Below are 23,721 nucleotides of genomic sequence, written 5' to 3' on the forward strand. Positions count from 1 at the left end.
ATGGACGGTACTTCTGCAAGTCCCCAGCGACACAATGCAGCCCAGCGATCAGCGCATATTCGCCAAGTGGTGCTGGCCAAGGGCGTCGAATTGCGTGAGCGCTACCCGATCCTGCAGCATCAGGATGCGCTGGGTGCCGGCATTCTGGCTTTTGCCCTGATCGGGATGATCGGCTCGGCGGCGCTGTACATCACGGGTCATATGGCGTGGTGGGTTTGCCTGCTGCTCAACGCGTTTTTCGCCTCGTTGACCCATGAACTGGAACACGACCTGATCCACAGCATGTACTTCCGCAAACAGCGCGTGCCGCACAACCTGATGATGGGCCTGGTCTGGCTGGCGCGGCCAAGCACGATCAACCCGTGGGTCCGGCGGCATCTGCACCTCAATCACCACAAGGTCTCCGGCACCGAAACCGACATGGAAGAACGCGCGATCACCAATGGCGAGCCGTGGGGTTTTGCACGGCTGCTGATGGTCGGCGACAACCTGATGTCGGCGTTTATCCGCATGCTGCGGGCCAAAACCTGGGCACACAAAATCAGCATCCTCAAACGCGTCTTCAAGGTTTACGCGCCGTTGGCGTTGCTGCATTGGGGCGCGTGGTATGTGTTTCTCGGCTTCCACGCAGCGAATGGCGTCGCCCACCTGCTGGGGTCGCCGATTGAATGGTCGGCGACCACGCTGTCGGTGATGCAGGTGATCGACATCGCGGCGGTGGTGATCATCGGTCCGAATGTACTGCGCACCTTTTGCCTGCACTTCATCAGTTCGAACATGCACTACTACGGCGACGTCGAGCCGGGCAATGTGCTGCAGCAATGCCAGGTGCTGAACCCGTGGTGGTTGTGGCCGTTGCAGGCGTTCTGCTTCAACTTCGGCAGCAGCCACGGGATTCACCATTTTGTGGTCAAGGAGCCGTTCTACATTCGCCAGATGACCGTGCCGGTGGCGCACAAGGTGATGCGTGAGATGGGCGTGCGGTTCAATGATTTCGGGACGTTTGGGCGGGCGAACCGGTTTGTGCGCAAGGATGAGGTGGTGCAGGAAGAGGTGTGTGCTGCACGGGTTTGACGGGTGCTTTGAGGGCCTCATCGCTGGCAAGCCAGCTCCCACAGGTTTCTGTGTCGTTCAAAGACTGTGTGAACGACATTGCACCTTGTGGGAGCTGGCTTGCCAGCGATAGCGGTGGTTCAGACAACCTCAATCCGGCTGAAACGGCGAAGCACTGAGAATCACCCCGGTCTCCTCCACATATTTCTGCCAATGCCCGATCAAGCTGCTGAGCTTGTCCGGCTGACTTGCTGCCAGATCATGAATCTCCCCCGGATCACTGCTCAAGTCATACAGCTGCCAGGTCGCTGGCCCGACCGGCCCGGGGATCCACACCGCTTTCCACGACCCTTGGCGAATCGCCCGGCGCCCGAACAATTCCCAACCGGTCACGGTGTGTTCGTCATGCACTTGCGGTGTCTCGCCGGACAGGAAGCCCAGCCACGATTTACCCCGCAGTGGCGCCACCGGTTTGCCCTGCCATTGCTTGCCCGGGTGTCGCACGCCGGCCAGATCGAGAATGGTCGGGGTGATGTCCATCACCGTGCCGAAGCCATGGCTGATCTGGCCTTTGATCGGCAATGGCGGGTAGTGCAGCAGTGCCGGCACACGGATCCCGCCCTCGGTGGTGAAGGCCTTGAACAGCCGTGACGGCGCGGTCGCCACCTGCGCCCAGTTCGGCCCGTACCACACGTAAGAGTTGGCCCGGCCGATGTTATCCAGGCTGTTGTCGTAATGCTGGTTCAGGTAGGTCAGCAACTCCGGGCCGAACTTGGGAAAGGCTTCGAGCAGCGCGCCCTCGGCACCGTTGTCGGACATGAACAGGATGAAGGTGTTATCGAGCTGCCCCTGCTGGCGCAGGTAATCGACCACCCGGCCGATGTTCCAGTCCATGCGCTCGACCATCGCCGCGTAGACCTCCATCGCCCGCGCGGAAATCTGCTTCTGTTCTTCGCTCAGCGCATCCCACTGGGCGCTGAGCTGGATCAGCGGGTGCGGTTCGACATCCGCTTCGATCAGCCCAAGGGTCTTGAGTTTTTCCAGGCGTTCCAGACGCAGCACCTCCGGGCCGGCGTCATAGCGGCCACGGTATTTTTCGACGATGTCAGCCGGCGCCTGCAGCGGCCAGTGCGGTGCGGAGAAGGGCAGATAGGCGAAGAACGGCCGGCTCTGATCGCGCTCCTTGAGGTACTGCAGCAGCTTGTCGCCGAAGGCATCGGACGAATAGAAATCCTTGGGCAACTCGTCGAGGAAGGTGTCGTCTTCGATGTACAGCGCCGGGGTCGATTTCAGCAGGCCCGGGGTGTGCTCATCGTAGGTCGGTTCGAATCCGTAGTGGTTGGCCGCTCCCGGCAGCAGCGAGAACGAACGCTCGAAACCGCGAGCGTGAGGCGCCTGTTCAGCCTTCAGGCCCAGATGCCATTTGCCGCTCATCAAGGTCTGGTAACCGGCCTCGCGCAGCAGCTCGGGCAGGGCGACGACGCGGTCGTTCAAGTAACCTTCGTAGCCCGGTTTGCCGATCAGCTCCGGGGTCAGGGCTTCGGCCATGGTGCCGATGCCGGCGATGTGGTGATCGGTGCCGGTCAGCAGCATCGAACGGGTCGGCGAGCAGGTCGGTGCGGTGTGGAAATCGGTCAGGCGCAAGCCGTTGTTGGCCAGGGCATCAAGGTTCGGCGTGGCGATTTCGCCGCCGAAGGCGCCGAGGTCGGAGAACCCCAGGTCGTCAGCCAGAATCACCAGAAAGTTGGGACGTTGCGGCATCGATACAGCTCCTCTCAGCAAGCAATGAACGATAGCGGCAGATCGCGGATCTGCGCCGGCAGGCTCGGTTGGTAATGGTCGTCACTGGTCAGTTCGTGCAGCAGCTCTTCGCGCAACTGATGGAAGTCGAAACTGCTGCGCTGGCGCGGATGTGCCAGGGCAATGTCGACTACCTGTTTGATCCGGCCCGGACGCGGCTCCATCACCACCACGCGATCGGCGAGAAAGATCGCTTCCTCGACGTCATGGGTGACCAGAATCGTGGTGATTTTTGCCCGGTCACGAATCGCCAGCAGCTCGTCCTGCATCTGCTGGCGGGTCAGTGCATCAAGCGCGCCGAAGGGCTCGTCGAGCAGCAGAATCCGCGGGCTGGCGACCAGCCCGCGAGCAATCGCCACGCGCTGCGCCATGCCGCCGGAGAGCTGATGTGGATAGGCGCGGGTGAAGTCGCGCAGGCCGACCAGCTCGATGAAGTCGTTGATGCGCTGCTGCTTTTGCGCAGCGCTGAGTGGCTCGTTGACCAAGCCCAAGCCGATATTGTCGGCCACGCTCAGCCACGGAAACAGACGGTGCTCCTGAAACACGATACCGCGCTCGCCGCCGATGCCGCTGACGGCTTTGCCGTCCACCGTGATCTGCCCGCGAAATTGCGTGTCGAGGCCGACCAGCAAGCGCAGCAGGGTGGATTTGCCGCAACCGCTGGAGCCGACGATGGCGACGAATTCGCCCTCGGCAATGTCCAGATTGAATTCGCGAATCGCCTCCAGTTCAAAACCGTCGACGTCGAAGGATTTGCCTACGTGGGTGAAGCTGACAATCGGTGCGTTCATGCGTGTCTCCAGCGAGTGGCGCGAATTTCCAGGCGTTGGCCGATAAGGTTGAGCAGGGCACCGGTGAGGCCGACCAGCAGCATCCCGGCCATGATCAGGTCCATGCGCAGCAGCTGTTGCGCGCCGATCATCTGGCTGCCGATGCCGCCGTTGGACGGCATGAAATATTCCGCGCCGATGGTGCCGAGCCAGGCGTAGATCAGGCTCAGGCGCAGCCCGGCAAAAATTCCCGGCGCCGCCCCCGGCAGCACCAGACGGCGCAGGCGCTGGGCCAGGCTCAGGCGCAGCACTTGCGCGGCTTCGTTGAGCTGTGGCGAGAGGTGGGCGACGCTGCGTTGGGTGGCGATGAACAGCGGGAAAAACGCGGCGAGGGCGACGAACACCGACTTCGCCAGTTCACCGAGGCCGAACCACGCGGTGAGCAGCGGCACCCAGGCGAAAATCGCGATCTGCCGCAGCGCGGCGAGGGTCGGCCCGAGCAGGCGCTCGCTGGTGCGCGACAGGCCGAGCAGCAGGCCGAGGGCGAAACCGAGTCCGCCACCGAGCAACAAACCGCCGACGGTGCGGCCGAGGCTCAGGGCCATGCCGCCGATCAGCGAGCCGTCGAGCAAACCGTTTCTGGTCGCTTCCAGCACCGCCAGCGGGCTGACCAGAATATTCGCGTCGACCCACTGTTGATCGCTCGCCACTTGCCACACACCGAGCAGGCCCAGCGGCAGCAGCCACGGTTGCAGACGTTGCCAGCCCTCATAACGTGGGCCACGACGGATTTCCGCAGTAGCCGGGTGCGGCCAGTGCACCAGTTTGCGGTCGAGCCAGCCGATGCTGCGATCCATCGCCACACCGAGCAGGCCGATGACCACAATGCACACGAACACGATGTCGAGCATGAACAGCTGCCGCGCCCAGACCATCAGGTAACCGATGCCTTCGCTGGAGGCCAGCAACTCGACGGCCAGCAACGAGGTCCAGCCGGCAGCCAGCGCCAGACGCACGCCGGCCATGAACGCCGGCAGCGCGGCGGGCAGCACCAGGCGGCGGATCAGCAAGTAGGGAGGCAAGCGCAACACGGCGGCGGCTTCGCGCAGTTTCGGTTGTGCGTCGCGCACGCCGACCAGCGTATGCAGGGTCACCGGGACCACGATGGCCTTGATCAGCACCACCAGCTTCAGCACTTCGCCGATGCCGAAAAACACCATGAACAGCGGAATCCACGCCAGCGTCGGCACCTGAGCCAGAGCGGCGAATGTCGGAAATACCAGCCGTTCAAGACGCCGGCTGAAACCCAGTGCGGCACCCAATACGGCGCCAGCGGAGATTCCTGCCAGCAAACCCCAGAGCAGGCGTTGCAGGCTGATCCACAGGTGACTCCACAACTCGCCTTGGGACAACTCGATGGCGCTGCTCCACACCAGCGACGGCGCCGGCAGGATCTGCTCGCTCATCCATTGATTGCGTGCGGCCAGCCACCACAGGGCGAACAGACTGATCGGCAATAGCCAGGGCAACAGGCGTTGATTCAGGCCTGGCCACGCCCGCCGGGGTTTGAGTGGCGGCGCGGGCAGCGGCAGGCTGAGCAGGGAATCACGGGCCATGGGTGACCTCCGTTGTCGGGTTGGATCAAGATCAAAAGATCGCAGCCTTCGGCAGCTCCTACAGAAGAGCGCGTCCCTGAGTTCACCCTGTAGGAGCTGCCGAAGGCTGCGATCTTTAGCGGTATTAGCTAAAAACAAATAGTTATAAATGCTAGATAAAAAGATACATTTAGAGATAAGCAGCGCCATTTAAGGCCTCCGACTCGACGCGCATCCAATGCATTCGAAGAATATTTTCCATGCTGCTGATGCATACACCGCCGCAAGCCGCGTGATTACTTGCTTAGCGTTAAAGGCTATAAAAATGTGCGTTTATAGTATTTAAGTGAGGGTCGTATTTCGGCCTACTTTCGGCTCCTCAATGCCCGTCGTGATCAAGGAGCTGCACCCATGAACCTCCCCTTCAAACGTGTTTTCAGCCTGTTGGCCATGCCGGCGCTGGCGGGGCTGCTGGCCTTTACTGCGCACGCCGACGAGCTCAAGGAAATCCGGATCGCCGTGCCCGACCTGAGCGCCGGCACCCAGCACAGCGGTGGCGGGGTGGTGGATGTGCTGCGTGATCGGCAAATTTTCGAAAAGGCCTTTGCCGATCAAGGCATCAAGATCCAGTGGAGTTTCTTCAAAGGCGCCGGGCCGGTGATCAATGAGGCGTTTGCCAACGGTCAGGTCGATCTGGCGTATCTGGGCGATCTGGCGGCGATCATCGGCAAGTCCAATGGCCTCGACACGCGCTTGCTCAGCGCCAGTGCGCGCGGGGTGAAGCAGTATCTGGGCGTGGTGCCGGGGTCGGGGATCAAGACCTTGCAGGATCTCAAGGGCAAGCGCGTGGCGATCTTCCGCGGTACCGCGACGCAGTTGTCGTTTGACGCGGCGCTGGCCAGTCAGGGCCTGAGCGAGAAGGACCTGAAAGTCATCAATCTGGATTTCAATGCCGCGGTTGCAGCGTTGGCAGCCAAGCAGATCGATGCCTCATGGGGCAGCTCCGGGCTGACCGCGTTGCAGGCAAAAGGCTTGGCCGAATTGCCGCTCAACACCAAGGACCTTGGTGGTGCAGGCAGCGTGCAATCGGTATTGGTCGGCACGGGCAAGTTTGTCGACGCGCATCCCGAAGTCGTGGCGAAGTTGCTCAAGGCGCAGCAGCAGGCGGTGGAGTGGTTGACCCAGGACAGCAACAAGGCCGCTTACGTGCAACTGGTGTCGGGGCTGGCGAGTTATCCAGCGGTGATCCTGACCCAGGATCTGCACGATCAGAAATTGAGCGAAGTGTTCCAGTCGACGCTGGACCCGGTGTTCCTCGGCAAGTTGCAGGACTCGGTGGATCTGGCGGCGCAGCAGAAGCTGATTCGCAAGCCGTTCAAGGTCAGTGATTGGGTGGCGCCTGAACTGGCGGCGGCCAAGCTCTGAATCTTTAATGTCTGGACGGGCCTCTTCGCGAGCAAGCCCGCTCCCACAGGGGATCGCTGTTGAATACAAAATCTGTGTTCACTGACGATTACCTGTGGGAGCGGGCTTGCTCGCGAAAGGGCCTAAACAGCGACGCTGATCTCCCGCTTATCCACCGCCACCAACGTCTCGATCATCGCCCGCGCCGCCGGTGACAACCTGAATCCGGTCCGACTGACAATACCGCAGCGCGCATTCATGCTCTCCAGATTTTGCGGCAGGTTGCGCCAGTGCAGCAGCGCCAGGGAGCCTTGGGCAACGTCTTCGTAGAATGCCTCTTCCGTGCCGATGCCTATGGCATTGGATTGCAGTACCACCTTCACCAGCGCCGGGAAATGCTCAGTCTCGATGGTCGGGGAAAAATCGATGCGGCCACTGAGGTTCGCCAGCAATTTGCGGATCCCCGGAGGGATCAGCGTGGTCGCCAGCGGGTAGTCGAACATGTCGTTGGTCGACAGGCTTTCCTTGGCCAGCAACGGGTGCCCCGGACGACAGAAAAACACTCCACGCTTGGGCGTCAGGGCCTGGGTCTGGAAGTTCGGATCGGCCTCGAAATGGCGAATATCGGCGATGAAGAATTCGATCTCTTCGCGACTCAGCGCGCGGCTGAGTTTTTCCCAGTTATCCACCTGAAAACAGGTGCGTACTTTCGGGTGCGCGTTGATGAATTGTGCGACCGCATCCGGCACCAGTTTCACCGCCGGCGCCGGGCCGCAACCGAAGTGCAGCTCACCGGCATCGAGCTTGGTCATCTGCGTCACCTCGGCGCTGAGCAGCGCCGCGCCCTGCACCAGGGTCAGTGCGTGTTGCAGCACCACCTGGCCTTCCGGCGTCGGGCGCAGATCCTTGTTGCCGCGATCCACCAGCACGCAGCCGAACTCCTGCTCCAGCCCCTGAATGCTGCGGCTGAACGCCGGTTGGGTGATGCCCATCGCGTCCGCCGCGCGGACAAAACTGCGGTGTTCGTTGAGGGCGATGAAGTAACGCAACTGGCGAAGATCCATATGCTTTTCCGGCATCCTAAAAATAGCGCGAAGGCATTTGCGACGAGGGTTGCTTGAGGTTTTAAATGCAAGCTCTTATTCCGTCAACGAAGCATGTGAATATCTATTAGATGTAAAAGGAATATAGATAGAGCGATGTTTCGCTGCCGCCCAACCGCAAGCAGTCGATGAGGGTCTACCCATGAGCAATGCCGCACTCGCTGTAAAACCCGCTGTCCATGCGCTGGAAATCCATCCGGTGGCCGGTCGTATCGGCGCCGAGATTCGTGGCGTGCATCTGTCCGGTGAGCTGGACGCCGCCACGGTCGAAGCCATCCAGCAGGCGCTGATCCAGTACAAGGTCGTGTTCTTCCGCGAGCAGACCCAACTCGACGATCAGCGCCAGGAAGCCTTCGCTCATTTGCTCGGCGAACCGGTGGCGCATCCGACCGTGCCGTCGCGAGAAGGCACGCGGTATCTGCTGGAACTGGACGGTGCCGAAGGTCAGCGCGCCAATTCCTGGCACACCGATGTGACCTTCGTTGATGCCTACCCGAAAGCCTCGATCCTGCGCTCGGTGGTGGCCCCGGCCTTCGGTGGCGACACCCTGTGGGCCAACACCGCAACGGCGTACAACGGCTTGCCGACTGAGCTGCGTGACCTGGCCGACAAATTGGTCGCCGTGCACAGCAACGAATACGACTACGCCGGGGCCAAGCCGGACGTCTCGGCGGAGAAGCTTGAGCGCTATCGCAAGGTCTTCACCTCCACCGTCTACGAGACCGAGCACCCGGTGGTGCGCGTGCACCCGATCAGCGGTGAGAAAAGCTTGCTGCTGGGACATTTCGTCAAGCGCATCAAGGGTTACTCGCAGGCCGATTCGGCGCATCTGTTCGGGCTGTTGCAGAGCCATGTGATCCGCCAGGAAAACACCGTGCGCTGGCGCTGGAAGGCCGGTGACGTGGCGATCTGGGATAACCGCTCGACCCAGCATTATGCGATTGACGATTACGGGACTCAGGATCGGGTGGTGCGGCGGGTGACGCTCAAGGGCGAGGTGCCGGTGGGGGTGAATGGGCAGCGTAGTCAGACCATCAAGGGCGCGGATATCGTCGGCGTCTGATCGGGACCCGGTACCTGTAGGAGCTGTCGAGTGAAGCGAGGCTGCGATCTTTTGATTTGAAGATCAGGATCAAAAGATCGCAGCGTGCCGCAGCTCCTACAGGGATTACCAAACGCCGATTTGAACAACCTTCGCGGTTTCCGGCTCGCCATAGCGAAACCGCTGCCCGCGCAGATCAATCTCCTGATGACTGATCGTCGTCCGCCGCTTCAACCCCCGCACCCACTCAAACAAATACCCCGCATGCTCCTCGCGCACCGCCGCATATGTCGGGTCATCACCCAGATCACGCAGTTCCTGTGGGTCATTCTGCAAGTCAAACAACTGCGGCCGGAAGCCGTCGTACGCCAGGTATTTCCAGCGTTCGCTGCGCACCATGGTCATGCGGCAACTGTCGATCGGCTGGCCCAGACGCTCGCGCGCCGGGGCCTGGAAGGCGTAGTCGTATTCGCTGATCGCATAGCGGCGCCATTCCGGATGTTCACCATGCAGCAGCGGGATCAGCGAGCGTCCTTCCAGTCGATGTTCAGCCCCCGGCAAACCCAGTGCCTGCAGAAACGTCGGCAACGCGTCGATGGTTTCTGCCAAGCGCTCATCCACGGTGCCCCGCGTGATGTCCGCCGCCGCGCGCGGGTCGCGCACTATCAGCGGCACGCCCACTGCTTGTTCAAGCAAAAACTCTTTCTCGCCCAGCCAGTGATCGCCAAGAAAGTCGCCGTGATCGCTGGTGAACACGATCAAGGTGTCCTCCCAGCGCCCGTTGCTCTGCAAAAAGTCGAACAGCCGTCCGAGCTGATCATCCACTTGCTTGATCAGGCCCATGTAGGTGGGGATTACATTCAATCGTACTGAATCGCGGGAGAAGTTGAGGCTTTCCTCGTGTTGACGAAACGCCGTGTATACGGGGTGATTGCTGGCTTCGGAGGGCGTCGCTCGGACCGCTTCTAGAATCGATTTCGTACTGTACAGCGCGTGGTACGGAGCCGGTACGATGTAGGGCCAATGCGGTTTGATGTAGGAAAGGTGTAAACACCACGATTTCTCGCCTTGCTCGGTGATGAAGTCGATGGCTCGATTTGTAGTGTAGACAGTCTCTGAAAATTGCTCGGGAATTCGTGCTGGCAAATGCGCATGACGCATCTGCCAGCCGCTGAGGATTTCGCCGTGCTCGCCTGCGGCGGCGTTGGCCCAGTCGTGCCAGGGGTTGCGGCCAGCGAAACCCTGCTCGCGCAGGTAATGGGTGTAGGGCGCGGATTCGCGCTTGTCGTCGAACAGCGGATCGTCAGGAAAAACTCCGTCGTGGCGAAAGTACGGCTCGAAACCGACCTCGTTGAGCACCTTGGCCTCTGCGCTGTCCGGGTTGATTGCCAGGCGCTGCAGGGCATCGACATTGGCCGTGGCGTGGGTCTTGCCGACCAGCGCCGTGCGGATGCCGTGCGGGCGCAGGTAGTCGCCAATCGTCAGCTCTTCCAGCGGCAACGGCACCGCGTTCCATGCCACCTGGTGGCTGCTGACATACCGCCCGGTATACGCCGACATGCGCGACGGCCCGCAGATCGTGCCCTGGGTATAGGCACGGCTGAAACGTACTCCGGCGGCGGCCAGGCGATCGATGTTCGGCGTGTGCAGATGCGGGTGGCCGTAGCAGGACAGGTAATCGCGGCGCAGTTGATCGCACATGATGTACAGCACGTTGCGCACGGGGTTTTGCGGGTTCGACATGGAGTTCACCGGTCAGAGAGACAGGTGGCGGTTTTCGCTTTCGGCGGGGGTGTTCGGCAAGTGCATTTGGGGAATGGGTTTTATGCAGTGGATGCATCGGTGTGGGCGGCACCGCCTTCGCTGGCAAGCCAGCTCCCACAGGATTTGCGCCAGGCACAAATGATGTGAACACCCTGAACCTTGTGGGAGCTGGCTTGCCAGCGATGGCGGCGGATCAGACAGCGATCCCATCGAGCGAACACACCTCCTCATCCCCCGCATCAATCGCCTTGATCTGCTCAATCATGGCCTGCGCCAACGGCGATAACCGATAGCCCGCGCGGCTGACAATCCCGTAACGGGTGTACAGCTCTTCCAGATCATCCGCCAGACCCTCGACTTTCAAACACACCAGCTCACCCTTGGCCTGATGCAGCGCGTCCGAGTACGCCCCCACAATCCCAATCGCCTCCGACCGCAGTACCACACCGAGCAGGCTGGCGCTGTTTTCGCATTCCACATTCGGGGTGAAGTCCGGGCGGCCGCTGAGGTCGACGATGACCTTGCGCAGGTTCGGCGGGCGGATGCTCACCGCCAGTGGATAACTCATCAGTTGCTCGGCGCTCACCCGTTCAAAAACGCTCAGCGGATGTCCGGCACGGCAGCAGAAATGCCATTTACGTGGGCGCAAGCGATAGGTGAGGTAATCCGGGTCGGCCTCGAAGTGCCGAGTGTCGGCGACGAAGAATTCGAACTCCTCGCTGAGCAGGCGTTTGCTCAGGCTTTGCCAGTCATCGACCTGAAACTGCACCCGCGCTTTGGGGTAGCGGCCGATGAACGCGCCGATCGCACGCGGGATCAATCCCGCTGCCGGCGCCGGGCCGCAACCGAAACGCAACTCCCCGGCCTCCAGACCATTGAACTGGCTGATCTCGTTGACCATCTGCTGCGCGCCGCTGACCAGCCGCCGCGCATGTTCGAGCAGCACCTGGCCCTGTTTGGTCGGCGGCAAATCCTTGCGCCCGCGATCGACCAACTGGCAGCCGACGCTGTGTTCCAGCGCCTGAATGCTGCGGCTGAACGCCGACTGCGACAGGTTCACCGCCTGCGCGCCGGCGACGAAGCTGCGTTGTTCGGCGAGGGCGATGAAGTGACGTAACTGGCGCAAGTCGATATGCATTTTTCACATAAAAAATATCCGGGAAATGCATTGGATATGCATTAGGTCGACTCCTTATAAAGGCAATCTCTTATGCAGTAAATATTTGTAAATCCATAAATAAATAACTTAAAAGAATATGCAGCACTGATGATGTCTGTGTGTTTTTTGACCAGGAGCCGCGCCATGAGTCCGTTGAACCTTGCGTCACCCTTAACGCCACGACGGCTCAAACGCCTGCCTCTGGCGCTGTTGCTCGCGGGGAGCGCCGGTTGGACACACGGCTACGCCGCCGAGACAGAAAACCCGCCGCCAGCACCGGCCGGCAAGCCGGCGGCCAACAGTTCGCAACTGGAAACCGTGACCGTCACCACCCGCCGCCGCGAAGAAAGTTCGCAAGACGTGCCGACGCCCATGAGCGTGGTCAGCGGGCAGACTTTGGAGACGCAACGGGTTTACCGGATTCAGGACTTGCAGCAACTGGTACCCAGCGTCAACGTCGCCTACATGCACGCGCGCCAGTCCAGCGTGTCGATTCGCGGCCTGGGCAACAACCCGGCCAGCGATGGCCTGGAAGGCAGTGTCGGTCTGTACATCGACAACGTTTACCTGGGCCGTCCGGGGATGGCGGTGTTCGACCTGATGGACATCGAGCAACTCGAAGTCCTGCGCGGGCCGCAGGGCACGCTGTTCGGCAAGAACACCACCGCCGGGGTGATCAACATCAGCACCCGTGCACCTACTTTTACCCCGGAACGCAGCATCGAAACCTCGGTCGGCGAGGACGGCTATTTCCAGACCAAGGGCACCATTTCCGGGCCGCTCAACGATCAACTGGCCGGGCGCTTTTCGGCCTATCGCACGCGCAGCGACGGCGACATCAAGAACGAATACAACGGCCATGACCTGAATGGCGGATCCCGCGACGGCTTCCGTGCGCAATTGCTGTTCAAGCCCAACGAAGATTTCAATCTGCGCTGGATCGGCGACTACAACGAAGAAGATTCCAGCGCCGGTACCCGTGTGCTGTACAACACCGGGCCGACCATCAACGGCGTCAATCTTTACCAGTCACGCGCCAATGCCGCCGGCGCGACGCTGGTCAACGGTTCGCACCGCAAGGTCAATCTGGACAACGACCAGCACGTCACCGTGCATCAGGGCGGCACGTCGGTCGAGGCCAACTGGACGTTGCCAAGCGACTTCACCCTGACCTCGATCAGCTCTTACCGCTTCTGGAATTTCACCCCGGCCAACGACGATGGCCTCAACGTGGCAGCAACTTATAACGCCGGCGTCTCGGTGGAAGACAAACAGTATTCACAGGAATTTCGCCTCGCTTCACCCAAGGGCGAGTTCTTCGATTACGTGGTGGGCGCGTACTACTTCGGCTCGGATCTGGATAACAAATCCTTCGCCTATTACGGCCCGCAGGCCGACATCTGGAATGGCACGCCGCGCGGCGCCCTGGCCAATGTCGGTAGCGTCGGCAACGGCCATATCAAGACCGACAGTTTCGCGCTGTTCGCTCAAGGTACCTGGCACCTCACCGAGCGGCTGGATTTCACCGCCGGGGTGCGCGGCACTTATGAAGAGAAAAACGCCTGGGTCACTCGTGATGCACCGGTCGGTGGTGCCACTGTCACCGGCGCGGCGGCCACTGCACGACGCGGACGTACCGGCGCTTACGACTCTGGCGATCTCAACCAGTACAGCTCCAGCCCTTCCGGATTGCTCAACCTCAGCTATCGCATCACCGATGATCTGCTCGGTTACGCCACGCTGTCTCATGGTGAAAAATCCGGCGGGGTCAACCTCGTGGTCGGTTCCGCTCCGACCGCTGGCGCCGACTCGTTGCTGATCGGCACCGAGCGCGCCAACAATGCCGAGCTCGGTTTCAAAAGCACCCTGTGGGACCGGCGGCTGCAGCTCAACGCCAACCTGTTCTGGACCCAGGTCAACGCCTACCAGACCAATGCCTACGACGACGTCAACCGCGTGCAATACCTGACCAACGCCGGCTCCGTGCGCTCCCGTGGTGTCGAGTTCGAGAGCACGGTGATCCCCCTACGCGGCCTGACTTTGAACTTCAACGGCTCGTTCAACGACGTCAGCTACCTCTCGTATAAGGACGCGCCGTGCCCGCCGGAAGTCAGCCAGGCACCGGGCGCGCCAGCCTCTTGCGACCTCAGCGGGCACCAGGTGGTCGGTGCTTCGAAATGGATCGGCAACGCCAACGGCAAATACGAATGGAATCTGGCCAACGGGCTGCAACCTTACGTCACCGGCAGCTACGCATTTCGCTCCAAAGCCGTGGGCACCGTCGAAGATTCCGACTACGGGCAGATCCCGAGTTACGTGGTAGTCAATCTCTCCACCGGCCTGCGCGGCGATTTCAATCAGGGACAGTGGGATGTCTCGCTGTGGCTGAAAAATGCCTTCGACAAAACCTACTACACAACGCTGTGGACCGGCGGCAATGGCGGCTATGAAGGTCTGCTCGGCACGCCGCGCACCCTCGGCGTTACTGGTCGCTACGATTTCTGATGAGGGCCGCTAAAGCGTCATTGCACAATCAGGCAGAAACTCGCTGGACATCTTTTGCCACGGCCTTCGAAGTTGACGAATTTAATGCCGGATTCTTTTTGGGTCGTGGACAAGGTTACGATCCCGTTCGCGTAGTCCAGATCTTTGCTTTCCTTCGACGCGACTGTGTATTTGGAGCCTTGTTGTATGGCGTAAATGGGATCGCTGGAATTATTGAGCACCTTCAACGAGGTGCTCGTTTCAGCCACAGGGCCTTGCGCTTGAGCGGGTGCGATGAAAATCTGACCGGTAGAAATATCGTTTTGGCTGTTTTCTGCGTCGGCATGAGTGATCGGCAGATAAACAGCGAAAAGGAGGGCTATTGAGACAGACAATGGGTTGGCGTTCATTTCAGGATCCTTTTGAAAAGTCAGGCGTCTGGGTCATTGGTTGTTCAGTGTTGGTTTCAAACGCTTCGATTAAGCTCGCGCATCTCCCGTCAGTCACCTGTAAGAACTTACAGTTGCCAGGTACCTGTTTAGATGAATCAGTCATCGCTTGGTGCTCAGCGAAGTAATGCTCGACCAGTCGGGAATCAGCGATGAGCGAATTGAATAGGACTTATTGCAAGCCCGTCATTAACTTGCACGGACAATATGTGAGCGTCAAACCGCAAAAAATATCAGTCGAGCAGGTAAACAAGCCGGTGCATGAAAGTGCATCGGCTTTTTTTATTGTTGACGATAACGCGGGCTGATATCGGCTTCGTGGCAGTGGCCCGGTAATCCCGATCAGGCGAAACCAATGCGTTGCGTGAATACTTTTAATGCCTGAAAAGCATGTGTTTTTCAGCCCCTCGCTACATCCCTTGTGAGGCGCGGCTTTGGCGGAATTGATCAATTCTTATATTCCATAACGGCCTAGGCATAACAAAAAAAATTACTTTCAGAGATAAGCAACAAGCCCAATGATTCACCCAACGATTTGCCGCGGGGGATTCAACAAACGGCAGATCGGCAGTTTGTTGTAGAGAACGCAAAAAGACCGCAGGGAGTGAATCAATGGGCAATGTCCAGACCGCCGCCAGCACACAGCCATTGCTGTGGCGCGAAACGCCGGGGGGCGAATTGGTCGATCTGGGCCGGCCGCATCGTGTGCCGTTGGGGCAACTGCGTTTGCAGCGTGCACCCAAAGGCATTCTGAGCCGGCGCGAGACGATCCTGCTCGGTGTGCTGGCGCTGGTGGTGCACGGCGCGGTGATCTACTGGATCAATCAGCACCCGACCCCGGCGCTGCCGATCGTGCCGCCGGAAATTCCGCCGATGACCATCGAGTTTTCGCGGCCGGCGCCACCTGCGCCCCCCGTGGTCGAACCGCCGCCGCCGGCGCCAGTCGTTGAGCCGCCACCGCCAGTGGAAGACGAGCTGGCGGTAAAACCGCCGCCGCCAAAACCAGTTCCGAAACCCAAGCCGGTGATCAAGCAGGTGCCCAAGCCGGCGCCGAAAGCTGTCCAACAGCCGCCCGCACCACCACAACCGGCCGCTCCGGTCGCCGCGCCAGCGCCACCGGCCCCGGCGCCCGTGACACCGGCCTCAGCCAACGCTGCGTATCTGAAGAACCCGGCGCCGGAATACCCGTCGCTGGCCCAGCGTCGCGGTTGGGAGGGCACGGTGATGTTGAGGGTGCAGGTGTTGGCCAATGGCAAGCCGGGCGAGATCCAGATCCAGAAAAGCAGTGGCCGGCAACAGCTCGATGACGCGGCGCTGAATGCCGTGAAGCGCTGGAGTTTCGTTCCGGCCAAGCAGGGTGATGTCGCCCAGGACGGCTGGGTCAGCGTGCCCATCGATTTCAAAATTCACTAAACCGCAACCAAATTCGCGCGAAATGTTTACACGAGGGAACACATCATGACGTTACTGGCATCTCCACTGGAATCCATCGAAAGCGCGGTGATCTGGCTGCTGGTGGTTTTTTCCGTTGCCACTTGGGGGCTGGCGCTGCTCAAGGCTGTGCAGTTCGCTCGTCTGAAAGCGCAGGATCGCCGGTTTCATAAACGCTTCTGGGCGGCGTCGAGTCTGGATGCCGCCGCCGAGTTGAGCGAAACCCAGCCCGGCGCGGCAGCGCGAGTGGCGCAGGCCGGTTACGCGGCGATCCAGGTGGGAGAGGGGCCGCAGGCCAATGACCTGAGCCAGGCGATCAACCATCAGGATCGTCTGGAGCGGGCCTTGCGGCAGCAGATCGTGCGTGAACGCCGTTCGCTGGAAACCGGTCTGGCGGTGGTCGCGAGTATTGGCAGCACCTCGCCGTTCATTGGCCTGTTCGGCACGGTGTGGGGAATCATGGAAGCGTTGAAGGGCATCAGCGCCGCTGGCTCGGCGAGCCTGGAAACCGTGGCCGGCCCGATCGGTGCGGCACTGGTCGCCACCGGTGTGGGGATCGCTGTCGCGGTGCCGGCGGTGCTGGTTTACAACTACTTTTTGCGGCGCCTGAAACTGACCGCTGCGGACCTGGATGACTTCGCCCACGACTTCTACAGCCTGGCGCAGAAGAGCGCGTTCCGCGTGCTGATCCACCCGACGGCCAACAAGGCAGTGGCGCCGGGCCACGCAGCAAAAGTGAAGGAGGCGTCCTGATATGGCCTTCTCCACGCAAGACAGCGACGAGGTGCTGAGCGAGATCAACGTGACGCCGCTGGTGGATGTGATGCTGGTGCTGCTGGTGGTGTTTATCGTCACCGCGCCGCTGCTGACCAACGCCATACCGATCAACCTGCCGAAGACCGAAGCGGTGGCGCCGGTCGAGCAGAAAGACCCGCTGGTGGTGAGCATCGACGGCGCCGGCAAACTGTTTATCAACAAGGATGAAATACAGCCCGACCTGCTGGAATTCAACCTCAAGTCGGCCAAGGCCAAGGACCCGGAAGTGCGCGTGCAACTGCAGGCCGACGACGGGGTGAACTACGGCGAAGTGGCGCGGGCCATGGCTTCGATCGAGCGGGCGGGGATTACCAAGTTGTCGGTGATCACCGCGCGCTGACAGGATTTTCGTTTTTACGGGGCCGTCTCCTTGGCAGGGTGCGGCCCTTTTTTTATCCCGCAAAACGGCCCTGTGTAGGAGCTGCCGAAGGCTGCGATCTTTTGATTTTGATCTGGGATCGTGAAAAGCAAGATCAAAAGATCGCAGCCTTCGGCAGCTCCTACACAAAGCGACTTATATTCGTTTCGGGTCTTAATAAATAGCTTCTTATTCCTTAACGAATATAAATCCCCTCCTTATACTCGATCAGGAACAGACACGACGCAGGAGAGCTCCCCCATGCGCAACGAATCAATCCGCTATCTGATTGTGCCGGGCTGGCAAGGATCGCCAGAAGATCATTGGCAAACCCATTGGCAAAACAGCCTGCCCAACAGCGCCCGGGTGGAGCAGGCCGACTGGCTGACGCCGCGCCGTGAAGACTGGGTTGCCGCGCTGGCCGAGGCGATTGCTGCCGACAGCACACCGGTGATCCTGATCGCTCACAGCCTCGGTTGTGTCACCGTTGCGCACTGGGCCGCGACCGCGCCGCTGCAGTATCTGCGTCAGGTACGCGGGGCGTTGCTGGTTGCGCCGGCAGATGTCGAGCGTCCTGCGTGTGCGCCGGCGTTGCGCAATTTCGCCCCGATCCCGACGGATCTGTTGCCGTTCCCCAGCCAAGTGGTCGCCTCCGATAACGACGCTGCTGTCAGCGCCCCGCGTGCGCTGGAGTTGGCGCGCAACTGGGGCGCCGAGGCAGGGATTCTCGCGGGTGCCGGGCACATCAACGTCAAATCCGGGCATCAGCGCTGGGAGCAGGGTTTCGCCTACCTCTACCGCCTGCAGAACCGCCTGGAAGATCACGCCCGGCGTCGCGCGTGAGTGCCAATTTCTTTTTGATCGCCTCCGTCTCCCGGCGGTTGTGGGCGGGAGTCTGCCATGAGTTTTGAAACCTTCGGTCAGCCGTTGCTGACCTTTCCCGATGCGGAAAAAAGTCCCCTGAGCATCCGTGCCAAGGCACTGGTGTTCGTCGATCCCCGTTCGCGGCAATTGCGCGAAGAGCTGGAGCAACTGGCGCCACGGGCAATCTCGGTGTTGATCCGTGGCGAGACCGGTACCGGTAAAGAGTTGCTCGCCCGCCACATCCACCGGGCCAGTGACCGCAGCGGTCTGTTCGTCTCGGTCAATTGCGGCGCGATCAGCCCGACCTACGCCGATGCCGAACTGTTCGGCTATGCCGCCGGCAGTTACAGCGGCTCGGCCAGCAGTCGCGCCGGCTGGTTCGGTTCGGCCAATGGCGGCACCTTGTACCTGGACGAGATTGGCGACTTGCCGCTGCCGATCCAGATCAAGTTGCTCGCCGCCCTGGAAAACCACGAAGTCACCCGCGTCGGCGCCCATCAGCCGAGCCCGGTGGACGTACGCCTGGTGGCGGCGACCAGCATCGATCTGGCGCAAGCGGTGGACGCGGGAAAATTTCACGAACGGCTGTATCACTACCTCAGCGAAGGCCAGCTGGAATTGCCGGCGCTGCGCGAGCGGATCGGCGACATCCTGTCGCTGGCCGAATATTTCCTCGGCATCTACAGCCAGCGTCTCGACCTGCCGGTGCCATTGATCAGTGAAGCCGCGCAGCATGTGCTCGAACAACACAGTTGGCCGGGCAACACCCGCGAACTGGAAAACGTCATCCACTTTGCGCTGCTGGTCAGCACTGGCGATGAAATCCTCCCGGAACACCTGAATCTGCCTCCCACGCTGGTGCGGATCGAAAGCCAGATCAAACAGCTCCTCGCCAACGGCAGCGCCGCCGACCAGCAAGCACTCAAGCAGCTACTGAAAAACACCGGCCTCCTGTAGGAGCTGCCGCAGGCTGCGATCTTTGCTCTTCAGCGATTTCAAGCTATTGAAAATCAAAAGATCGCAGCCTGCGGCAGCGCCTACACGTCTAGTCTGCGTGTATGAACAAAATGGAATATCAAAGTGAATAAACGTTATTGTCGGGGAATAAAAAATCCCGGTATTGTCCGCTTCACGCCAGAGATAGCACTTCACTGGCACTCGTACTAATAGCCGTCGCCATCGGCGATCGTGATTCTCGATAAGGACACTGCATGAAAAAGGTTCTGTTGTTTACCGCATTGGCGGCTGCTCTGACTGCTTCGCTGGCCCAAGCCGGTGAGAAACTGGTGGTCGCGGCGACCCCGGTGCCGCACGCCGAGATTCTCGAGCTGATCAAACCGACCCTGGCCAAAGAAGGCGTGGACCTGGAAATCAAGGTCTTCACCGACTACGTGCAGCCGAACGTACAGGTTGGCGAGAAGCGTCTGGATGCCAACTACTTCCAGACCAAGCCTTACCTGGACAGCTTCAACGCCGGCAAATACAAGGACGACAAGGCCAAGTACCTGGTGACTGTGCAAGGCGTGCACGTTGAACCGTTCGGGGGCTACTCGAGCAAGTACAAGAAACTGGCTGATCTGCCGGACGGCGCGACCATCGCCATCCCCAACGAAGGCAGCAACAGCGGTCGTGCGCTGATCCTGCTGCAGAAGGCCGGCCTGATCGAACTGAAAGATCCGAAAAACGCCCTGGCAACGCCGAAAGACATCGCCAAGAACCCGCACAACTTCAAGTTCAAGGAACTGGAATCGGCCCTGCTGCCACGCGTGCTGAAAGAAGTCGATCTGGACATGATCAACACCAACTACGCCTTGGAAGCCAAGCTGAACCCGACCAAGGATGCGCTGGTGATCGAAGGTGCCGACTCGCCTTACGTGAACTTCCTGGTTGCCCGTGAGGACAACAAGAACAGCGATGCCATCAAGAAACTGGCCGCTGCCCTGACCAGCCCGGAAGTCAAAGCGTTCATCGAGAAGAAGTACAACGGCGCGGTACTGCCGGCGTTCTGATCCGACGTTTGAACCCACCCTTCAAGGTATGAAAACGCCGATGGCCAGTGATGGTCATCGGCGTTTTTGTGTGCGCGTTTTGTGGGATCGACATCCCTTGCACAAGATCTACAGCCAGAAGCAAAAGATCGCAGCCTGCGGCAGCTCCTACAGGGGAGTGCGATCTTCTTCTGTAGGAGCTGCCGCAGGCTGCGATCTTTTGATCTTGATGTGTGTCACTCAGGCCACCTGAGTCTTCAACGCCCGGCGCAACGCCACGAGCAATTTCACGATGTCCTGCGGATCCAGTCGCTGCGGCACTTTTACGTCCATGTTGTCTTCCTTGTAATGGTTCGGCCGGGAGAGTCTGGCCAAAAGCTGTTCGTCCTTGGAGGGCCTTCGCACAAAAAAGACCTTTCCTACAGCGCAAAGGAAAATAGCCTTCTTATTCCTTCCCCGCAAACCTGCAGGATAGTTTTTTGGGTGATATCAATATGCTTTAACGGTATTTAAATTATGATTTTTATACCTATAAAGTCAGTTCCTGCCGAACAGCCACCCGCTGTTCGTGGACTGCACCACCGTCGCTTACCGAGCGGCGTCCAGGACGTCACATGACTTTCGATTACGCATTTATCCTCAGCACCCTGCCGGCGTTTCTCAAAGCCGTGGGCGTGACGCTGCAGGTCGGTTTGATTGCCATCGGCACCTCGCTGCTGGTGGCGCTGCTCAACGCGACGATCCTGGTGTTTCGCACGCCTTACCTGCGGCGCGCGGTCGGCCTGTATGTGGAACTGGCGCGCAACACGCCGCTGCTGATTCAACTGTTCTTCGTCTACTTCGCCTTGCCAGCCGTCGGCATCCAGGTGTCCGGTTTCACCGCAGCGATCATCACCATGACGTTTCTCGGCGGTGCCTACCTCACCGAAGTGCTGCGTGCCGGTGTCGATGCGGTGCCGCAGGCGCAACTGGAATCGGGGCGTTCCATCGGCCTGTCCCATGGTCAGTTGCTGCGTTACGTGATCCTGCCGCAAGCGGGGATCCTCAGCCTGCCGTCGCTGTTCGCCAATTTCATTTTCCTGCTCAAAGAAACCACCGTGGTCTCGGCGGTGGCGGTGCCGGAAATCCTCTACACCACCAAGAGCTACATCGCGCTCTACTACAAAACCTACGAAATGCTCGCCGTGTTGACCCTGATCTGCGTGCTGTTGTTCCTGCCGCTGTCGCTGTTGCTCAGCCGTCTGGAAAGGAGGTTGCAGCATGGCCAGTTCGGGTCTTGAACTGCTCTGGGTGTCGTTGCCGCAACTGGCAAAGGGCGCCGGGCAAACCCTGTCGATCTCGTTCCTGAGCATCGCCATCAGCACCGTCGGTGGCGTGCTCCACGGTGTGCTGCGCACGCTGAACGTGACGTGGCTGAGCGCGATACTGCGGGTCTATCTGGAGCTGTTCCGGGCGATCCCGGTGCTGGTCTGGTTGTACCTGCTGTTTTTCGGCCTGCCGATTTTCTTCGGCCTGAGCCTGCCGAGCTTCTGGTGCGCGGTGCTGGTGCTGTCGCTGTGGGGTGCCAGCGAGGTCGGCGAGGTGGCGCGCGGTGCGTTGCACTCGTTGCCGCGCGGGCAGCGTGAAGCGGGGCTGTCGATCGGCCTGAACGCTGCGCAGCTCTACGGCTACGTGCTGCTGCCGCAAGCGCTGAAGCGCATGACGCCGCCGACCATCAACGTCTACACGCGGATCATCAAGACCAGTTCGCTGGCGGTGCTGATCGGCGTGGTCGATGTGATCAAGGTTGGACAGCAGATCATCGAGCGCACCTACGAATCGGTGCTGATCTACGGCGCACTGTTCCTGTTTTTCTTTTTTATTTGCTACCCGCTGTCGGCCGCCTCGCGCGTGCTGGAGCGGCGCTGGACGCAAGCATGAGCGCATTGATCGAGTTTCACGGTTTCAACAAATTCTACGGCGAGCAGCAGGTACTCAAGGGTATTGATCTGCAAGTGCGCAGCGGCGAAGTGCTCGTCATTCTCGGCCCCAGCGGCTGCGGCAAAAGCACCCTGCTGCGCTGCCTCAACGGCCTGGAAAGCGCGCACAGCGGCAGCTTGAAGTTTGTCGGCCGCGAGCTGCTGGACAAGGCCACCGACTGGCGCGAGATCCGCCAGCAGATCGGCATGGTGTTCCAGAGTTATCACCTGTTCCCGCACATGAGCGTGCTCGACAATCTGCTGCTCGGTCCGCTCAAGGTGCAGAAGCGCCAGCGCCGCGAAGCGCAGCAGCAGGCCGAAGCCCTGCTCGAGCGCGTCGGCCTGGCGGACAAGCGCGATGCATTCCCGCGCCAGCTCTCCGGTGGTCAGCAGCAACGCATCGCCATCGTCCGCTCGTTGTGCATGAACCCGCGGGTCATGCTCTTCGACGAAGTCACCGCCGCCCTCGACCCGGAGATGGTCAAGGAAGTGCTGCAAGTGATTCAGGGTCTGGCGCGCGAGGGCATGACCCTGCTGATCGTCACCCATGAAATGGCCTTCGCCCGCGCGGTGGCCGATCGCATCGTGTTCATGGATGCCGGGCGCATCCTTGAACAGCACCCGCCCGAGATTTTCTTTACGAACCCGCAAACCGCACGCGCGCAGCAGTTTCTGGAGAAGTTCTCCTTCGTTGCAACACTGCCAAAAACGAATCCGACAAAGGAACTGGAGCTGTTATGAAAACTGCCGCTTTTTTACTGCCCTTACTCAGCCTTGCACTGCTTGCCGGTTGCGGCAAAACCGAAGAACCGCCGAAGCCGAAAGTCGCCAGTGAAAGTACCGCGCCGGCGGGTTACTTGGACAAGATCAAGGCTCGCGACAAACTGATCGTCGGTGTGTTCACCGACAAGCCGCCGTTCGGCTTCGTCGACGAGGCCGGGCGCTACGTCGGCTTCGACACCGACATCGGGCGACGCTTCGCCAAGGATCTGCTCGGCGATGAAAACAAGGTCGAGTTCGTTGCCGTGGAGCCGGCAAGTCGCATTCCGTTTCTGCAAAGCGACAAGGTCGACCTGATCCTGGCCAACATGACCGTGACCCCGGAGCGCAAGGAAGCGGTGGAGTTCACCAACCCGAACCTCAAGGTCGCGGTGCAGGCGCTGGTGCCGCAAGGCAGCTCGGTGAAAAACCTCGATGACCTGGCGACCCGCACCACCATCGTCACCACCGGGACCACGGCCGATATCTGGCTGACCAAAAATCACCCGGACTGGAAATTGCTGAAATTCGAGAAAAACTCCGAGTCGCTGCAAGCCTTGGCCAACGGCCGTGGCGATGCCTACGCGCAGGACAATCTGGTGCTGTTCAGCTGGGCCAAGCAGAACCCGGGCTACCGCGTGCTGGACGAAAAACTCGGCGCCGAGGCACCGATTGCGCCGGCCGTGAAGAAGGGCAACGTCGAACTGCGCGACTGGGTGAATAGCGAGCTGGCGAAGTTGGGCGAAGAGAAGTACCTGCGCAAGCTGTACGACCAATATGTGCGCAAGGAACTGAGCGATGACACCCGGCCTGAGAGCGTGATTGTTGAAGGCGGCAAGTGGCAGGGGTGATTGACTAAGGGCAAAAGATCGCAGCCTGCGGCAGCTCCTACAGGACAGCATCTCAGGCGAAACCTGTAGGAGC

Annotated in this window: 22 protein-coding genes; 15 read left to right on the forward strand and 7 right to left on the reverse strand. The window is 60.4% G+C overall.

What is annotated here, in order from left to right:
* Window positions 1-1,074, forward strand: coding sequence for a fatty acid desaturase (locus ACXR0M_RS09965; RefSeq protein ID WP_458831743.1), 1,074 nt, complete (start codon window positions 1-3; stop codon window positions 1,072-1,074).
* A 129-nt stretch (window positions 1,075-1,203) separates the two neighbouring features.
* Here ACXR0M_RS09965 and ACXR0M_RS09970 read toward each other — a convergent pair whose 3' ends face one another.
* Genes ACXR0M_RS09970 through ACXR0M_RS09980 form a run of 3 tightly spaced genes read right to left on the reverse strand, consistent with a single transcriptional unit; the run spans window position 1,204 to window position 5,239 of the window.
* Window positions 1,204-2,814 carry an arylsulfatase gene (locus ACXR0M_RS09970; RefSeq protein ID WP_458831744.1) on the reverse strand — a complete coding sequence of 537 codons (1,611 nt, stop codon included), beginning with the start codon at window positions 2,812-2,814 and terminating at the stop codon, window positions 1,204-1,206.
* Between the two features lie 14 nt (window positions 2,815-2,828).
* On the reverse strand, window positions 2,829-3,644 hold the full coding sequence (locus tag ACXR0M_RS09975; protein WP_458831745.1) for an ABC transporter ATP-binding protein: 816 nt from the start codon (window positions 3,642-3,644) through the stop codon (window positions 2,829-2,831).
* Entirely contained in the window at window positions 3,641-5,239 is a 1,599-nt protein-coding gene (locus tag ACXR0M_RS09980) for an ABC transporter permease (protein ID WP_458831746.1), read from the reverse strand. Before ACXR0M_RS09980 ends, ACXR0M_RS09975 begins: the two co-directional genes overlap by 4 nt.
* Window positions 5,240-5,629: 390 nt before the next feature.
* Between ACXR0M_RS09980 and ACXR0M_RS09985 the strand changes: the two genes are divergently transcribed.
* On the forward strand, window positions 5,630-6,643 hold the full coding sequence (locus tag ACXR0M_RS09985) for an ABC transporter substrate-binding protein (RefSeq protein ID WP_458831747.1): 1,014 nt from the start codon (window positions 5,630-5,632) through the stop codon (window positions 6,641-6,643).
* 122 nt (window positions 6,644-6,765) lie between these two features.
* On the opposite strand, the gene ACXR0M_RS09990 is transcribed toward ACXR0M_RS09985, so the two are convergent.
* Window positions 6,766-7,686, reverse strand: coding sequence for a LysR family transcriptional regulator (locus ACXR0M_RS09990; RefSeq protein ID WP_458831748.1), 921 nt, complete (start codon window positions 7,684-7,686; stop codon window positions 6,766-6,768).
* Window positions 7,687-7,867: 181 nt separating this feature from the next.
* Here ACXR0M_RS09990 and ACXR0M_RS09995 point away from each other — a divergent pair, with 181 nt between their 5' ends.
* Complete coding sequence (locus tag ACXR0M_RS09995) at window positions 7,868-8,788, forward strand: TauD/TfdA dioxygenase family protein (RefSeq protein ID WP_458831749.1); 921 nt, start codon at window positions 7,868-7,870, stop codon at window positions 8,786-8,788.
* A 105-nt stretch (window positions 8,789-8,893) separates the two neighbouring features.
* Here ACXR0M_RS09995 and ACXR0M_RS10000 read toward each other — a convergent pair whose 3' ends face one another.
* Window positions 8,894-10,510 carry an alkaline phosphatase family protein gene (locus ACXR0M_RS10000; protein WP_458831750.1) on the reverse strand — a complete coding sequence of 539 codons (1,617 nt, stop codon included), beginning with the start codon at window positions 10,508-10,510 and terminating at the stop codon, window positions 8,894-8,896.
* A gap of 214 nt (window positions 10,511-10,724) precedes the next feature.
* Complete coding sequence (locus ACXR0M_RS10005) at window positions 10,725-11,669, reverse strand: LysR family transcriptional regulator (protein WP_458831751.1); 945 nt, start codon at window positions 11,667-11,669, stop codon at window positions 10,725-10,727.
* A 165-nt stretch (window positions 11,670-11,834) separates the two neighbouring features.
* On the opposite strand from ACXR0M_RS10005, the gene ACXR0M_RS10010 reads away from it, so the two are divergent.
* Window positions 11,835-14,195, forward strand: a complete 2,361-nt coding sequence (locus tag ACXR0M_RS10010) for a TonB-dependent receptor (protein WP_458831752.1) — start codon at window positions 11,835-11,837, stop codon at window positions 14,193-14,195.
* Between the two features lie 17 nt (window positions 14,196-14,212).
* On the opposite strand, the gene ACXR0M_RS10015 is transcribed toward ACXR0M_RS10010, so the two are convergent.
* Window positions 14,213-14,584 carry a hypothetical protein gene (locus ACXR0M_RS10015; protein WP_458831753.1) on the reverse strand — a complete coding sequence of 124 codons (372 nt, stop codon included), beginning with the start codon at window positions 14,582-14,584 and terminating at the stop codon, window positions 14,213-14,215.
* 191 nt (window positions 14,585-14,775) lie between these two features.
* Between ACXR0M_RS10015 and ACXR0M_RS10020 the strand changes: the two genes are divergently transcribed.
* From ACXR0M_RS10020 to ACXR0M_RS10070, 11 genes are all read left to right on the forward strand, one after another.
* Window positions 14,776-14,931 (forward strand): hypothetical protein, encoded by a 156-nt coding sequence (locus ACXR0M_RS10020; RefSeq protein WP_458831754.1) that lies wholly within the window; start codon window positions 14,776-14,778, stop codon window positions 14,929-14,931.
* Between the two features lie 304 nt (window positions 14,932-15,235).
* Entirely contained in the window at window positions 15,236-16,036 is an 801-nt protein-coding gene (locus tag ACXR0M_RS10025; RefSeq protein WP_458831755.1) for an energy transducer TonB, read from the forward strand.
* 45 nt (window positions 16,037-16,081) lie between these two features.
* The gene (locus ACXR0M_RS10030; RefSeq protein ID WP_458831756.1) at window positions 16,082-16,807 is read left to right on the forward strand and encodes a MotA/TolQ/ExbB proton channel family protein; all 726 of its coding nucleotides are present in this window, start codon (window positions 16,082-16,084) and stop codon (window positions 16,805-16,807) included.
* Between the two features lies 1 nt (window position 16,808).
* On the forward strand, window positions 16,809-17,210 hold the full coding sequence (locus ACXR0M_RS10035; RefSeq protein WP_003220570.1) for an ExbD/TolR family protein: 402 nt from the start codon (window positions 16,809-16,811) through the stop codon (window positions 17,208-17,210).
* Window positions 17,211-17,489: 279 nt separating this feature from the next.
* Window positions 17,490-18,071, forward strand: a complete 582-nt coding sequence (locus ACXR0M_RS10040; protein WP_458831757.1) for an alpha/beta hydrolase — start codon at window positions 17,490-17,492, stop codon at window positions 18,069-18,071.
* A 57-nt stretch (window positions 18,072-18,128) separates the two neighbouring features.
* Complete coding sequence (locus ACXR0M_RS10045; protein ID WP_458831758.1) at window positions 18,129-19,049, forward strand: sigma 54-interacting transcriptional regulator; 921 nt, start codon at window positions 18,129-18,131, stop codon at window positions 19,047-19,049.
* 254 nt (window positions 19,050-19,303) lie between these two features.
* A complete protein-coding gene (locus ACXR0M_RS10050; protein ID WP_041071133.1) occupies window positions 19,304-20,101 on the forward strand; it encodes a MetQ/NlpA family ABC transporter substrate-binding protein in 798 nt (265 codons plus the stop codon).
* A 593-nt stretch (window positions 20,102-20,694) separates the two neighbouring features.
* Window positions 20,695-21,360: an amino acid ABC transporter permease gene (locus tag ACXR0M_RS10055; protein WP_458831759.1), complete on the forward strand. Its 666-nt coding sequence runs from the start codon at window positions 20,695-20,697 to the stop codon at window positions 21,358-21,360.
* The gene (locus tag ACXR0M_RS10060) at window positions 21,341-22,000 is read left to right on the forward strand and encodes an amino acid ABC transporter permease (protein WP_458831760.1); all 660 of its coding nucleotides are present in this window, start codon (window positions 21,341-21,343) and stop codon (window positions 21,998-22,000) included. Before ACXR0M_RS10055 ends, ACXR0M_RS10060 begins: the two co-directional genes overlap by 20 nt.
* On the forward strand, window positions 21,997-22,779 hold the full coding sequence (locus ACXR0M_RS10065; protein ID WP_458831761.1) for an amino acid ABC transporter ATP-binding protein: 783 nt from the start codon (window positions 21,997-21,999) through the stop codon (window positions 22,777-22,779). The genes ACXR0M_RS10060 and ACXR0M_RS10065 overlap by 4 nt, the downstream gene beginning before the upstream one ends.
* Complete coding sequence (locus tag ACXR0M_RS10070) at window positions 22,776-23,648, forward strand: transporter substrate-binding domain-containing protein (protein ID WP_458831762.1); 873 nt, start codon at window positions 22,776-22,778, stop codon at window positions 23,646-23,648. The genes ACXR0M_RS10065 and ACXR0M_RS10070 overlap by 4 nt, the downstream gene beginning before the upstream one ends.
* Window positions 23,649-23,721: the final 73 nt, after the last annotated feature.

The organism is Pseudomonas sp. Eth.TT006, assembly GCF_054456575.1.